Source organism: Sphingomonas dokdonensis, assembly GCF_002197685.1.
Classification (GTDB): Bacteria; Pseudomonadota; Alphaproteobacteria; order Sphingomonadales; family Sphingomonadaceae; genus Sphingomonas; species Sphingomonas dokdonensis.
In genome coordinates, this window is record NZ_NBBI01000005.1 from 174651 (window position 1) to 187448 (window position 12798).

General features: G+C 68.3%; 15 protein-coding genes. 6 read left to right on the forward strand and 9 right to left on the reverse strand.

Features of this window, described 5'->3' with window-relative positions; all coding sequences use genetic code 11:
• Window positions 1–6 precede the first annotated feature (6 nt).
• Window positions 7–1824 (forward strand): ABCB family ABC transporter ATP-binding protein/permease, encoded by a 1818-nt coding sequence (locus SPDO_RS13505; protein ID WP_088368022.1) that lies wholly within the window; start codon window positions 7–9, stop codon window positions 1822–1824.
• A gap of 22 nt (window positions 1825–1846) precedes the next feature.
• Here the strand turns inward: SPDO_RS13505 and SPDO_RS13510 are convergent, their stop codons facing one another.
• Entirely contained in the window at window positions 1847–2119 is a 273-nt protein-coding gene (locus tag SPDO_RS13510) for a GNAT family N-acetyltransferase (RefSeq protein WP_088368023.1), read from the reverse strand.
• Between the two features lie 86 nt (window positions 2120–2205).
• On the opposite strand from SPDO_RS13510, the gene recQ reads away from it, so the two are divergent.
• From recQ to SPDO_RS13525, 3 genes are all read left to right on the forward strand, one after another.
• The gene (gene recQ / locus SPDO_RS13515; protein ID WP_088368024.1) at window positions 2206–3969 is read left to right on the forward strand and encodes a DNA helicase RecQ; all 1764 of its coding nucleotides are present in this window, start codon (window positions 2206–2208) and stop codon (window positions 3967–3969) included.
• Window positions 3970–4141: 172 nt separating this feature from the next.
• Window positions 4142–4576 (forward strand): protein tyrosine phosphatase family protein, encoded by a 435-nt coding sequence (locus SPDO_RS13520; RefSeq protein WP_088368025.1) that lies wholly within the window; start codon window positions 4142–4144, stop codon window positions 4574–4576.
• Window positions 4573–4989 carry a hypothetical protein gene (locus SPDO_RS13525; protein ID WP_088368026.1) on the forward strand — a complete coding sequence of 139 codons (417 nt, stop codon included), beginning with the start codon at window positions 4573–4575 and terminating at the stop codon, window positions 4987–4989. Before SPDO_RS13520 ends, SPDO_RS13525 begins: the two co-directional genes overlap by 4 nt.
• A gap of 4 nt (window positions 4990–4993) precedes the next feature.
• Here SPDO_RS13525 and SPDO_RS13530 read toward each other — a convergent pair whose 3' ends face one another.
• Window positions 4994–6586 (reverse strand): cisplatin damage response ATP-dependent DNA ligase, encoded by a 1593-nt coding sequence (locus tag SPDO_RS13530; protein ID WP_088368027.1) that lies wholly within the window; start codon window positions 6584–6586, stop codon window positions 4994–4996.
• A 50-nt stretch (window positions 6587–6636) separates the two neighbouring features.
• Here SPDO_RS13530 and SPDO_RS13535 point away from each other — a divergent pair, with 50 nt between their 5' ends.
• The gene (locus SPDO_RS13535) at window positions 6637–7503 is read left to right on the forward strand and encodes a metallophosphoesterase (protein ID WP_211280087.1); all 867 of its coding nucleotides are present in this window, start codon (window positions 6637–6639) and stop codon (window positions 7501–7503) included.
• A gap of 16 nt (window positions 7504–7519) precedes the next feature.
• Here SPDO_RS13535 and SPDO_RS13540 read toward each other — a convergent pair whose 3' ends face one another.
• A complete protein-coding gene (locus SPDO_RS13540) occupies window positions 7520–8017 on the reverse strand; it encodes a Dps family protein (protein ID WP_088368028.1) in 498 nt (165 codons plus the stop codon).
• A gap of 104 nt (window positions 8018–8121) precedes the next feature.
• The gene (locus SPDO_RS13545) at window positions 8122–8688 is read right to left on the reverse strand and encodes a TMEM165/GDT1 family protein (RefSeq protein WP_088368029.1); all 567 of its coding nucleotides are present in this window, start codon (window positions 8686–8688) and stop codon (window positions 8122–8124) included.
• 175 nt (window positions 8689–8863) lie between these two features.
• Between SPDO_RS13545 and rpmG the strand changes: the two genes are divergently transcribed.
• Window positions 8864–9031, forward strand: a complete 168-nt coding sequence (gene rpmG, locus SPDO_RS13550) for a 50S ribosomal protein L33 (protein ID WP_017977469.1) — start codon at window positions 8864–8866, stop codon at window positions 9029–9031.
• Window positions 9032–9166: 135 nt separating this feature from the next.
• Here rpmG and SPDO_RS13555 read toward each other — a convergent pair whose 3' ends face one another.
• The 5 genes from SPDO_RS13555 to fdxA form a co-directional block, all read right to left on the reverse strand.
• Entirely contained in the window at window positions 9167–9868 is a 702-nt protein-coding gene (locus SPDO_RS13555; RefSeq protein ID WP_088368030.1) for a GIN domain-containing protein, read from the reverse strand.
• 40 nt (window positions 9869–9908) lie between these two features.
• Complete coding sequence (locus tag SPDO_RS13560; protein ID WP_088368070.1) at window positions 9909–10628, reverse strand: GIN domain-containing protein; 720 nt, start codon at window positions 10626–10628, stop codon at window positions 9909–9911.
• A gap of 62 nt (window positions 10629–10690) precedes the next feature.
• Window positions 10691–11422, reverse strand: a complete 732-nt coding sequence (locus SPDO_RS13565; protein ID WP_088368031.1) for a head GIN domain-containing protein — start codon at window positions 11420–11422, stop codon at window positions 10691–10693.
• Between the two features lie 156 nt (window positions 11423–11578).
• A complete protein-coding gene (locus SPDO_RS13570; RefSeq protein ID WP_088368071.1) occupies window positions 11579–12112 on the reverse strand; it encodes a CarD family transcriptional regulator in 534 nt (177 codons plus the stop codon).
• A gap of 281 nt (window positions 12113–12393) precedes the next feature.
• Entirely contained in the window at window positions 12394–12735 is a 342-nt protein-coding gene (gene fdxA / locus SPDO_RS13575) for a ferredoxin FdxA (RefSeq protein WP_088368032.1), read from the reverse strand.
• Window positions 12736–12798: the final 63 nt, after the last annotated feature.

A 12798-nucleotide genomic window follows, 5' to 3' on the forward strand; every position in this document is an offset into this window, starting at 1 on the left:
CACGCAATGCCACCGTCCGATACGACCGGGCGTAGCGTCGAGCGCCCGCTCGGGCCCACGCTGCGCCGCTTCCTCCCCTATCTCTGGCCCGCCGACGCCCCCGGCATGAAGCTGCGCGTCGCGGGCGCCATGACGTTGGTGGTGCTGTCGAAGCTCGTTCAGGTCTATGGCGCGCCGTTTGCGCTGCAGGGCGCAGTGGACGGCATGGCGTCGCTGCCGCGCTCCCCCGCCACGCTCGTGATCCTGCTGGTCGTCGGCTATGCCGCCGCGCGCTTCGGCAGCACCCTGTTCGACAATCTGCGCAACACGGTGTTCGAAAGCGTCGGGCAGGAGGCGACCCGTCGCCTTGCATCGCAGGTGTTCCGCCACCTGCACGATCTGTCGCTGCGCTTTCATCTCGAGCGGCGCACCGGCGCGGTCACCAAGGTGGTGGAGCGCGGCACCAAAAGCATCGACACGATGCTCTACTTCCTCCTGTTCAACATCGCGCCGACCGTGCTCGAGCTCACCCTCGTGCTCGGCATCTTCTGGGTGAAGTTCGGCTGGCCGCTGGTTGCCGCAACGGTCGCGATGGTCGTCGTCTACATCTGGTTCACGCGAATGGTGACCGACTGGCGCGCGTCGCTGCGCGAGCGGATGAACGATCTCGATACCGGCGCCGTCGCGCATGCGGTGGATTCGCTGCTCAATTTCGAGACGGTGAAATATTTCGGCGCAGAGGACCGCGAGGCACGCCGCTACGATGCCGCAATGCAGGCCTATGCCGGCGCCGCGGTGCGCTCGGAAAACAGCCTCGCCTGGCTCAACATCGGCCAGGCCGCGATCACCAATCTGATGCTCGGCGGCGGCATGGCGTTCGTCGTCTGGGGCTGGTCGCAGGGCCGCTTCTCGGCCGGCGACGTGGTGCTCGTCTCGACGCTCCTGTCGCAGCTGTTCCGCCCGCTCGACCTGCTCGGCATGGTGTATCGCACGATCCGCCAGGGCGTCATCGACATGGGCGCGATGTTCGACCTGGTCGACACGCCGTCCGAGGTGGTCGATCCGGTGGGCGCCCCGCCGCTTCAGGTCGGCCCGGGGCACCTCCGCTTCGACGATGTGCGCTTCGGCTATGACGCCGGTCGCGATATCCTGAAGGGCGTCACGCTCGACATTCCCGCCGGCAGCACGGTGGCGGTGGTCGGCCCGTCTGGCGCGGGCAAATCCACCCTCGCGCGCCTGCTATACCGTTTCTACGACCTGACCGGCGGCCGCGTGACGATCGACGGGCAGGATATCGCGGCGGTGACCCAGGCAAGCCTGCGCCGCGCGATCGGCATCGTCCCGCAGGACACGGTGCTGTTCAACGACACCATTGGCTACAACATCGCCTATGGCCGCGAGGGCGCAGACGACGAAGAGGTGCGCGCCGCCGCCCGCGGCGCCGCCATCGCCGGCTTCATCGAGGCGCAGACCGACGGCTACGACACGCGCGTCGGCGAACGCGGCCTGAAGCTGTCGGGCGGCGAGAAGCAGCGCGTCGCCATCGCGCGCACCCTGCTCAAGAACCCGCCGATCCTGATCCTCGACGAAGCCACGTCGGCGCTCGACAGCCGGACGGAGGCGGACATCATGGCCACGCTTGAGGCGATCGAGCGCGGCCGCACCACCATCGTCATCGCGCACCGCCTGTCCACCATCGTCCATGCGGACAAGATCGTGGTGCTGGAGGGCGGCCGGATCGCCGAACAGGGCACGCACGACGAGCTGCTGCGCGCCGGCGGCACCTATGCCGAGCTGTGGGCGCGGCAGGCGAGCGAGCAGCAGGAGGCGGAAGCGATCGACTAGGCCCGCGCCGCCTGCCGGCGGTTCACGCCAGCAAGTCGCGATATTCCGGGTGCTTGTCGATATAGGCCGCGACGAAGCGGCATTGCGCGATCACCTTCAGCCCCTGGTCGCGCGCGCTGTCCAGCGCCGCGCGGATCAGCTTCGATCCGACGCCGCGTCCTTCGATCTCGGGCGGCACCAATGTGTGCGTGAAGACGATCCGGTCGCCCTCGCGCTGATAGGCGGCAACGGCGCGGTGGCCATCCAGATCAAGCTCGAATTCCTGCTCGGCGCGATTGTCGTGGACCTTGTTCATCGCGTCGCCCTATCTGATCCTGCCGTACAATGCACCGGACCCGCCCCGGTTGCCGCCCCCGCCCAGCACGCGTAGAGCCAGCGCGAATGGCCGCCGATCCCGTTTCCGTCCTCCAGAAGCTGTGGGGCTTTCCCGATTTCCGCGGTGTGCAGCGCCAGGTGGTCGACCGCGTCCTTGCCGGACAGTCGACGCTCGCGGTGATGCCGACGGGCGCGGGCAAGTCGCTCACCTATCAGCTGCCCGCCACCATGCTGGACGGCACCGCGATCGTCGTGTCGCCGCTGATCGCGCTGATGCACGATCAGCTGCGCGCGGCCGAGGCGGTCGGCATCCGCGCCGCCACACTCACCAGCGTCGATGAGAACAAGGCCGAGACGCGCGGCCGGTTCCTCGATGGCGAGCTGGACCTCCTCTACATCGCGCCCGAACGCGCCTCCACCGCCGATTTCCGCGACCTGCTGGAGCGCGGCCGCGTCGCGCTTTTCGCGATCGACGAGGCGCATTGCGTCAGCGAGTGGGGGCATGATTTCCGCCCCGATTACCGCCTGCTGCGCCCGCTGCTCGATCGCTATCCGGACGTGCCGCGCCTCGCGCTGACCGCCACCGCCGATGCGCACACCCGCGCCGACATCCTCGACCAGCTCGGCATTCCCGAGGACGGCATGATCGTCGCCGGGTTCGATCGCCCCAACATCCGCTATGCGATCAGCCCCAAGGACAATACGACGCGCCAGATCGCCGACCTGATCCGCGACACGCCCGGCGCCGGTATCGTCTACGTCCAGTCGCGCGCCGGCACGGAGCGGATGGCGGACAGCTTGCGCACCGCCACCGGCCGCCCCGTCCGCGCCTACCATGCCGGGCTCGATCCGGAGGTGCGCCGCCGCAACCAAGCCGATTTCGTCGCCAGCGAGGACATGGTGATCTGCGCCACCGTCGCGTTCGGCATGGGCATCGACAAGCCCGACGTGCGCTTCGTCGCGCATGCCGGCCTGCCGAAATCGATCGAGGCCTATTACCAGGAAACCGGCCGCGCCGGGCGCGACGGCGATCCGGCGGTCGCGCATCTGTTCTGGGGCGCGGAGGATTTCGCCCGCGCGCGCCAGCGCATCGGCGAGGTCGAGCCCGCCCGCCAGCCCGGCGAGCGCCAGCGGCTGAACGCGCTCGGCGCGCTGGCCGAGACCGCCGGCTGCCGCCGCCGCATCCTGCTCGCCCATTTCGGCGAGCACCCCCCGCAATCGTGCGGCAATTGCGACAATTGCCTCTCGCCCCCCGACGCGATCGACGCGACCGAAACGGCGCGCAAATATCTGTCCGCCGTGTTCCGTACCGGCCAGAGCTATGGCGCGACCTATGTCGAGGAAGTGCTCACCGGCAAGTCGAGCGAGCGCAGCCTAATGAACGGGCATGAGGCGCTGTCTGTCTGGAACATCGTGGCTGGCGACGAGACGGCGATGCTGAAGCCGGTCGGCCGCGCGCTGCTGTTGCGCGATGCGCTGCGCACCAACCATCACGGCGGGCTGGAATTCGGCCCGGCGGCGCGCGGGCTCATCAAGGGCGAGGACAATCTGAAACTGGTCATGCCGCCCAAGCGCGCGCGCCGCCGCCGCGGCGATCAGGTCGCCAATCCGGTCAACGATCCCTTGTTCGAGGCGCTGCGCACCCGCCGCCGCGAACTGGCGCAGGAGGCCGGCGTGCCGCCCTACGTGATCTTCCACGATTCGGTGCTGCGCGAGATGGCGGCCACCCGCCCCACGTCGCTCCACGCACTCGGCCGCCTCACCGGCGTGGGCCAGCGCAAGCTCGATGCCTATGGCGAGCCGTTTCTCAAGGTGATCCGAGAGAACTAGCCACGCGCACCAAGCTCCCCACCGTCATCCCGGACTTGATCCGGGATCCAAGGTGCCGCGAGCGCCGAACGACGTCGGTCCGCGCTCCCGTCACCACACCCTGCCCGCCACGCAAAGCAAAGTTGCGCAACACCCCGTTTTCCCCGGCCTCAAGCTGCGCTAGGGCCAATGCATGCTCGACATTCGCCGCATTGATGATCGCATCGCCGTCGCCCCGCAGATCGACCCGGCGGACCTGCCCGCGATCAAGGCGGCGGGCTTCGTCGCCATCGTCAACAATCGCCCTGACGGTGAGGAAGACGGCCAGCCGAGCGGCGACGCGATCCGCGCCGCGGCGGAGGACCATGGCCTGGCCTACACCGCCATTCCCGTGACGCACGCCGGCTTCTCCATGCCGCAGGTGACCGCGATGATCGACGCGCTCGGTGCGGCGGGCGGCCCGGTGCTGGCCTATTGCCGTTCGGGCACGCGCTCGTGCAACCTGTGGGCGCTGTCGCAGGCCGGGCTCGGCGCCGATCCCGACGCGCTGACGACGCAGGCAGGCGGCGCCGGCTACGACATTTCCGGGCTACGCCCGCTAATGGATGCGGTGGCGCCGCAACAATGATCTGGCTCCTGGCGGGCGCCGCGCTCGCCACGGTGATCGCGCTCGCCGCCGCAGCCTTTTGGCTGGTCCGGCGCAGCGGCGGGAGCCGCCTCGACAGCCCGGAAGACGCGATGCTCGCGGCCGAACAGGCGCTGGCCGGCTTTGTCGCGCTGTCCGCGGCGATCGGCTTCGACGGAAAGGCCGCGCTCGTCTTCGGCGAGGGCCTGCGGGTGGCACTAGTCAAGGCACGCCCGCGTCAGGCCGCCGCGCGCGACATCACCTGGAGCGACACGCGCGCCACGCGCGAGGGGCTGCTGGTCGCGACGCGCGACTGGCGGCTGGGCACGGTGCTGATCGCGGGGCTCGACAATCTCGACGTGCGCCGCCTCGCACCGCAACTGACCCGCGGCATCGACAAGCCGCGCGCCGCCTAGACACTTACGTCACCAGCCGCTGCAACGCCGCCAGCGTGTCCGCCTCCGCCGCCGGCTTGTCGGTGCGGATACGCGCGATCCGCGGAAAGCGCATCGCCACGCCCGACTTGTGCCGCTTCGACGCATGGATCGAGTCGAACGCCACTTCCAGCACCAGCGTCTTTTCCACCTCGCGCACCGGGCCGAAGCGGTTGAGCGTATGCGTCCGCACGAACTTGTCGAGCTGGCGCAGCTCCTCGTCGGTGATGCCCGAATAGGCTTTGCCCACCGGCAGCAGCTCGCCCTGCTCGGTCCAGCAGCCGAAGGTGTAATCGCTGTAATAGGATGATCGCCGACCGCTGCCGCGCTGCGCATACATCATCACGCAATCGGCGGTCAGCGGATCGCGCTTCCATTTGTACCACAGCCCCGCGCGGCGCCCAGGCACATAGGGCGCATCGCGCCGTTTCAGCATCACGCCCTCGATCGCGGCATCGCGCGCGCCGGCGCGGATACCCTCCAGCTCGGTAAAGTCCGCCGCCTCGATTAGGGCGCTGACATCGAAGCGATCGGGGTCGAGCCGCTCGGCAAAGCGCTCCAGCCGCGCGCGCCGTTCATGCCACGGCAGCGCGCGCAGGTCCTCCGCGCCGTCGAAAAGTATGTCATACAGCCGGACAAAGGCGGGCGCCTCTTCCAGCATCTTGGCCGACACCACCTTGCGCCCCAGCCGCTGTTGCAGCGCGTTGAAGCTCGCCGCCCCGCCGCCCTCCTCCAATGTGCCGCCCTGCGCCTCGCCGCGCACCAGCAGCTCGCCATCCACCGCGCCATGTTCGGCAAAGGCGACGGCGACATCGGGGAAGGCGCGCGTCACATCATCGCCGGTGCGGCTGTAGAGGCGGGTCTCGCCGGCAATGTGGACGATCTGGACGCGGATGCCGTCCCACTTCCACTCGGCCGCGTAATCGGCCAGATCGACGCGCAGGTCCTCCAGCGGGTGCGCCAACATGAAGGGGCGGAACACCGGCACATTCTCCGCCGTCGGCTGCGCGCCGCGCCCCTCCGCCCAGGCGAACAGGCTGGCGTAGGGCGGCTCGATCCCGTGCCACACCTCCTCCACCGCATCCACGTCGATCCCGAACGCGTCCGCCAGCGCCTGCTTGGCAAGCCGCGCCGACACGCCGACGCGTAGCGCGCCCGTCGCCATCTTCAGCAGCGCAAAGCGCTCCTCGGCGTCCAGCACGTCGAGCATCTGCGCCAGCGCGGCGGGCGCCTCGCTGCGCGACAGGTGCATCAGCCGGTCGATCACCGTGGCGACCGACAGCGGCTCGGGCGCCTCCGGCAGTTCGGGCGCGGGCCAGAGCAATGCCACCGTTTCCGCCGAATCGCCCACGAAGTCCCGGCTCATGCGATAAAGCACCGGATCGACGCGCTCCTCGATCAGCCCGCGGATCACCGCCGGCTTCACCCCCGCAATGTCGAGATCCCCGGTCAGCGCCGCCATTGCCCAGCCGCGGTCGGGATCGGGTGTGGTGCGGAGATAATCCCCGATGAGCTTCAGCTTCGCGTTGCGCGAGCGCGTGTAGATGAGCGAGTCGAGAAGCTGCGCAAAGGCGTGCATGCGCGCCACAACGCTTGGCGTGGCCGTTGCGCTCCGGCTACCGCAGTTCGATGATCCCGGCGCGCCGCACAATGATCCTGATCCTCGCCGCATTGGCGGTTTGCGCCGCCGCGTTGGTCGCGCTCGCCTGGCGACAGGCGCATGCCGACGCGGTGGTGCGACGTGCCGCTATCACGCTGGCGGACTGGCCGGCAGGCGCACCGCCGATCACCCTCGCGCTCGCCAGCGACGTGCATGTCGGCGGCGGTGCCATGTCGCCCGCACGGCTGACGCGGCTGGTCGATCAGATCGCGACCGAACGCCCCGACCTCGTGATTTTTGCCGGCGACTTCATCGATGGTCACGAGGCCAGCACTGCCCGCGCCGCCGCGCCGCTGCTCACCCGCGCCCTGCGCCGTCTGCGCCCGCCGCTCGGCACGGTCGCGGTGCTCGGCAACCACGATCAGGATAGCGACCCCTCGCGCGTTGCCGCCGCGCTGCGTGACGCCGGTGCGGTGGTGCTGGAGAATGCGGCAATGCGGGCCGGTCCACTGGCGATCGGCGGCGTGGCCGACGCCTATAGCCGCCACGATCGGCTCGGCGACACGCTGCGGCAGCTGCGCCGACAGCCTGGCGCGCGGCTGCTCGTCACCCACGCGCCCGACATCGCGCCGGCGTTGCCGCGCGACACACCATTGCTCCTCGCCGGCCACACGCATTGCGGGCAGATCGTGCTGCCGCTGCTCGGCGCTTTGTGGATCCCGTCGCGCTACGGCGATCGCTACCGCTGCGGGGTCATAAAGGAAGGCACCCACACCATCGTCGTCGGCGCAGGCCTGGGCACCAGCCTCCTGCCACTACGCCTCGGCGCGCCGCCCGACATCTGGCTGCTGACGCTACGCGGCGCATCGCGGCCGGCGACGAACGCCGGCCGCTGACTCCGTCTTGCGCGGATCAGCCCTTGCGGCTCGCCTCGAAAAGGAACCAGGCGCGCTCCTCCGCCTGATCGGTCCATTCGTCGACGATGCCGCTGGTGGCATTGTCCTTTGCCGCATCGGCCGCGTCCTTCACCACGCGGAAGCTTTCGACCAGCTTCAGATTGTCGTCGCGCAGCTCGCTTAGCATGTCCTCTGCGGCGACGAACTCGCGATCATTGTCCTTGATCGTCTGGCGGCGCGAGATGTCGCCGATCGAGCGCAACGTGACGTTGCCGGTCTTGCGCACCCGCTCGGCAATCGCATCGGTCACGCCCAGGATCTGCGCGGCCTGATCGTCGAGCAGCAGGTGGTAATCGCGAAAGTGCGGGCCCGACACGTGCCAGTGGAAGTTCTTGGTCTTGAGGTACAGCGCATAGCAGTCTGCCAGTGCCGAATTCAGCGCATCGGCAACCGAGCGCGTATCGTTGCGCGGCAGGTCGGTCGGGGTCTTCAGGTCGGGGGCAATGTCAGCCACGGTTTGTCGCTCCAGATACGAGTTTCCCGCGAAACGGGGTTCGTTGCGTAAACGGATCGACCAAAGATTCGCTCCCGCCGATCGGGCGCGGGCCGAACAAAAGCTCAGATCAGCCGCACAGCGGACAAGCCGATGAACAGCCCCGTGATCGCCAGCAGCGCGGCCGAGCCGCCGCGAATCGCGCGCTGCGGCAGCGCCAGCCATTGCCGCTCCCCCATGAGCGTCGCCGGAATGGTGACCGCCAGCGCGCCGATCGTGCCGCCCACCGCCGCCAGCCACGGCAGCTCGCTTCGCGCGGCCAGCGCCAGCACCACGAATTGCATCCGGTCGCCGAAGATCATGATCGCCAGTCCCAGCGTGCTCGTCGCCGGCGCGCCCAGCCGCCACCCCTCCAGCCGGTCGGGCGATCGCGATCGAAGCGTCGTGCTCAGCGCTGCAAGCACCAGCGCCAGCGCAAACAACAACTGCCGCGCCTCGGTGGACAGCATGGGCGCAAGGATGATCCCGCCCACCACGCCCAGCGCGTAATTGGCTGCCAGCCCGATTGCGGTGGCAAGGATCACCACCAGCGGCGCGCGAAAGCGATCAGCAAGGATCGCGGCCAGCCACGGCGTCTTGTCGCCCGCCTGGCAGATCGCACCGAGCACCAATGCGGCCATCAATGCGTCCATGTCAGCCGTTACCTCCCGTCCGTCACCCCGCTCTGACGGCGCGGCATGAAGGGGCCGTTAAGCCGCGTCTCGCTTGACTTTGCCACCCCGATCCTTCATGCGCCCACCATTGAAAGCGGCGCGCTCACGCTCGCCGCTCTTTTTTGTTTCGCTTCAAGAACAGGATTCGCGGGTCATGGCAAAGCCGACCACCGTCAAGATCAAGCTCGTCAGCACGGCTGATACCGGCTTCTTCTACGTCACCAAGAAGAACCCCCGTACGAAGACGGAGAAGCTGAGCTTCAGCAAGTACGATCCCGTCGTGCGCAAGCATGTCGAGTTCAAGGAAGCCAAGATCAAGTAATCCGGTGTGGTCGGCGGACGCGCGACTGCGCGGTTCGCCACACCTGATACGATGACGCGCGACAGGGCTTCGGCGCTGCCGGGCTTTTCGTCGTGCGTGGCGAGACGGCTAACGGCGCCGCGTACGCGCGGCCGGCTATTTACCCGATCCGCAGACCACCGGGCCGCCAGCGGCCGCACGGACCGTGCAGGTCGCTGGGCCGCGCACCGTGACCTTGCCTAGCCCATTGCTGGTCACGCTGGCCGTCTGGCGCGCAAAGGCGCTGGTTTCGCCCAGCCCGCTTAGCTGCACGTCCAGATCCTTCACGATCAGCTTGCTCGCGTCGATCGTCGGCGTTCCGTCGCTCACCAGTCGCGCGCGGTTCGCCTCGCCACTGACGGTCAACGCCCCGGCGCCGAGCAGCGACGCGCTGAACTGATCCGCCTCGACCCGGTCGATCACCAGGCTGCCGGCACCATGCACCGACACCACCACTTGCTGCCCCTTCAGGCGATTCGCCGTCGCCCGCGCGCCCGCGGCAATCGCCAGATTGGTCAGCCGCGGCGTCGATATCGTGATCACCGGCGGTGCATTGTCGGCGCTGGCGAAGCGTTCGCCCCAGCCGCCATTCCCCAGACGAATCGTCAGCGACGCGCCATTGGCCTGCACCGCCACCCGCTCGATCAGCTCGCGATCACCTGACAGCTTCACGCCCGGCGACGCGCCCGTCACGATCCGCACCTCGAACGGTCCGTCGACGCGCACCTTTTCGAAACTGCCCAGCGTAACCGTGCGCTCGGCCGCCCAGGCCGGAGACGCCGCGATCACGGCAAGGAGCGGAGCAAGCCATTTGGTCATGGCCTTGCCGTCGCACCTCCGCCGTGCCGCGCGCAAGGGGTCAGCCGCCGCAGCGCACGCTTCCCGCGCCCATCTTGGTCACGTCGCATGTCGCCTGCGGCCCGAGGTCGACGTTCCCCGCGCCCATGATCGCCACCTTTGCCGGACCGTTCACCGTGGCGCGGATATCGCCGGCGCCCGCGATGTTCACATCGGCGCGCGCGGCCCGCAGCGCGGCGGCGTCCACATCGCCCGATCCGGCGATGTTCACGTTCAGCGCCTGCGCCTCGCCCGCGGCGGTCACGCTGCCCGAGCCGGCGATCGACAGCTCAAGCTTGTCGAGCGCGACGCGGCCCAGCGCCATTGAGCCCGATCCCGCGATGCTGCCGTCGAACCCAGCGCCTTCGATCCGGTCGATCGCTACATCGCCCGATCCCGCCGACCGCACCCGCTCGACGCGCGGCATGGTGACGAAAATCTTCGCCGCACCCGAGGTCGAGCCCCAGCGCATCATGCTGCCTTCGCGCGTGATCAGCAGGCGATCGCCATCCTTGGCGATCTTCAGGCGCCCCAGCACCTTCTCATCCCCCTCCGCGCGCACCGAAAAGCCGCTGCCCACCCGAATGTCGACGTCGTCGGGCCCGCGCTGATCCACGCCGGTGAAGTCCGCCACCGCGTAGCGCCGTTCGTTGCCGCTGCCCGATCCCGCAACGCCGGGCACGTCGTCATCGCTCGACCAGCCGCCGCATGCCGCCAGCGGGATCAAGAGAGCCAAAGCCATGTAGCGCATGATGTCCTCCTGTGTATTGCTACACTAATACACATATGCGTCGGCAGCAAGCGTCACCCGCCGCAGATCGCGCGTCCGCTACCGGCGCGGCTCACCGTACAACGTGCGCCATCGCCCAGGTCGACCGAGCCGCTGCCGGCCATCGAAACGGTCGCCGGGCCATTCACCATCGCGCGGACGCGGCCCGAACCTGCGGTGGAGACCTTGGCGGAGGCGGCGCGCAGCCCGGGCGCGATCACCCCGCCCGACCCGCTGCTACGCACCGTCAGCCGATCGGTGCTACCCGCCACCGAGATGCTGCCCGAACCGCCGATCGAGAGCGACAGATCGGTCACCGCCACGCTCCTGAACGTCAGGCTGCCCGATCCGCCGATGCTCGCACGCAGGCTGTCCCCGCTCACGCGATCAACGATCATCCGCCCCGATCCACCGATGCTCGCGCCTTCGAGGCGCGGCATGGTGATGCTCACGCGAACCTGCTGGTCGCCGTCCTTGCGACCCACATTCCACCGCTCGCGCGAGCGGATCCGCAGCGCGCTGCCGTCACGCTCGACCCGGATACGCGCCAGCGCCGCCGCCGGCCCCGTCGCGCGTACCGACCACGCGTCGCCGACGTGCACCTCGACCGTCGCCGGCGTGCCGAGCGCCACGCTGCTGAAGTCTCCGGTGCGATAGACGAGCGCCTCGCCGTCGCGCTGCGCCGCGACCTCCTGCCCCTCCGCCACGGCCGCACCGGGCAGCGCGATGGCAAGTGCAATGGCGGATACAAAAGCGATCTGTCGCATGGCCGTCTCCCAGGTGTGTTACTTCAGCAATACGCCTAGGAATTACAGCTGTAAACACCCTTGTTGCCGCACAAAGAAAAGGGGCGGTCGCCCGCTGGCGCCGCCCCTCTTCATCTACAGGTGTTCAGCGCGGGGCACGATCGCCCCTCCCCGGCCTCAGGCCGGCACCTTGTCCTTGTTGTAAATCGCTGCCGCTGCGCGAAGGATCTCCAGGATCTTCTCCTGCGCCGCCGGCTCGTCGATCTGCTCCATCGCGGCAAGCTCGCGCGCCAGGCGGCTGGTCGCGCCTTCGAAGATCTGCCGCTCGGAATAGCTCTGCTCGGGCTGGTCGTCGGCACGGAACAGGTCGCGGACCACCTCGGCGATCGACACCAGGTCGCCCGAGTTGATCTTTGCTTCATATTCCTGCGCGCGGCGCGACCACATGGTGCGCTTCACCTTGGGCTTGCCCTTCAGCGTTTCCATCGCTTCGCGCATCGTCTTGTCCGACGACAGCTTGCGCATGCCCACGCTCTCGGCCTTGTTGGTCGGCACGCGCAGCGTCATCTTTTCCTTTTCGAAGCGCAGCACGTAAAGCTCGAGCTGCATGCCGGCGATTTCCTGTTTCTGCAGCTCGATCACACGGCCTACGCCGTGCTTCGGGTAAACAACATAATCACCGACGTCGAAATGCAGCGCCTTGGCAGCCATAGGAACCCGATCCTCTGGGTTGAACACGTCACCGGCAACATCTTGCGAACCATTGGTCCGCGAGCGATTGTCCATGGCGGCGTGAAAGGTTAGCGTCTCCAGCGGACGCGCAAGAGCAATGCGTCCGTCACGGGCTTATATAGCAGCATTGCAAGATTATTACCAGCGCCGATCAGTCAGCATTGCTGGCACAAGTGCGACAAGCCGCCGTACCACTGCGGGTCAGGCGGCGATCAACGCGAGGCAGACAGGCGGGTCGATGTTCGCCCGCCGCGACCGGTTCAGTCGCCGGTGCCGGGCTCGGGCGAGAAATACTTGTCGTACTTGCCCTCTTCGCCCTTGTGCTCGTCGGCGTCGGGCGGGGTCTGGTCCAGCTTGCGCGTCACATTGGGCCACTGGCCCGAGAAGGTGGCGTTCAGCTCCAGCCAGCGCTCCAGGCCGTTTTCCGTGTCGGGCAGGATCGCTTCGGCCGGGCATTCCGGCTCGCACACGCCGCAGTCGATGCACTCGCTTGGATTGATGACGAGCATGTTCTCGCCCTCATAGAAGCAGTCAACCGGGCACACCTCGACGCAATCCATGTACTTGCAACGGATGCACGCGTCGGTGACGACATAGGTCATGGCCGGCAAAACTCCTTCGAACGGCAGACTGGGCGCCGCTGCTATGCGCGCCTTCCGCCATCG

What these genes read in the sequence shown, in the direction of transcription:
- SPDO_RS13555 (WP_088368030.1), bottom strand. Translation starts at nt 9,868, where the DNA reads ATGACCAAATGGCTTGCTCCGCTCCTTGCCGTGATCGCGGCGTCTCCG.
- recQ (WP_088368024.1), top strand. Translation starts at nt 2,206, where the DNA reads ATGGCCGCCGATCCCGTTTCCGTCCTCCAGAAGCTGTGGGGCTTTCCC.
- rpmG (WP_017977469.1), top strand. Translation starts at nt 8,864, where the DNA reads ATGGCAAAGCCGACCACCGTCAAGATCAAGCTCGTCAGCACGGCTGAT.
- SPDO_RS13560 (WP_088368070.1), bottom strand. Translation starts at nt 10,628, where the DNA reads ATGGCTTTGGCTCTCTTGATCCCGCTGGCGGCATGCGGCGGCTGGTCG.
- fdxA (WP_088368032.1), bottom strand. Translation starts at nt 12,735, where the DNA reads ATGACCTATGTCGTCACCGACGCGTGCATCCGTTGCAAGTACATGGAT.
- SPDO_RS13510 (WP_088368023.1), bottom strand. Translation starts at nt 2,119, where the DNA reads ATGAACAAGGTCCACGACAATCGCGCCGAGCAGGAATTCGAGCTTGAT.
- SPDO_RS13570 (WP_088368071.1), bottom strand. Translation starts at nt 12,112, where the DNA reads ATGGCTGCCAAGGCGCTGCATTTCGACGTCGGTGATTATGTTGTTTAC.
- SPDO_RS13545 (WP_088368029.1), bottom strand. Translation starts at nt 8,688, where the DNA reads ATGGACGCATTGATGGCCGCATTGGTGCTCGGTGCGATCTGCCAGGCG.
- SPDO_RS13505 (WP_088368022.1), top strand. Translation starts at nt 7, where the DNA reads ATGCCACCGTCCGATACGACCGGGCGTAGCGTCGAGCGCCCGCTCGGG.
- SPDO_RS13520 (WP_088368025.1), top strand. Translation starts at nt 4,142, where the DNA reads ATGCTCGACATTCGCCGCATTGATGATCGCATCGCCGTCGCCCCGCAG.
- SPDO_RS13565 (WP_088368031.1), bottom strand. Translation starts at nt 11,422, where the DNA reads ATGCGACAGATCGCTTTTGTATCCGCCATTGCACTTGCCATCGCGCTG.
- SPDO_RS13530 (WP_088368027.1), bottom strand. Translation starts at nt 6,586, where the DNA reads ATGCACGCCTTTGCGCAGCTTCTCGACTCGCTCATCTACACGCGCTCG.
- SPDO_RS13525 (WP_088368026.1), top strand. Translation starts at nt 4,573, where the DNA reads ATGATCTGGCTCCTGGCGGGCGCCGCGCTCGCCACGGTGATCGCGCTC.
- SPDO_RS13535 (WP_211280087.1), top strand. Translation starts at nt 6,637, where the DNA reads ATGATCCCGGCGCGCCGCACAATGATCCTGATCCTCGCCGCATTGGCG.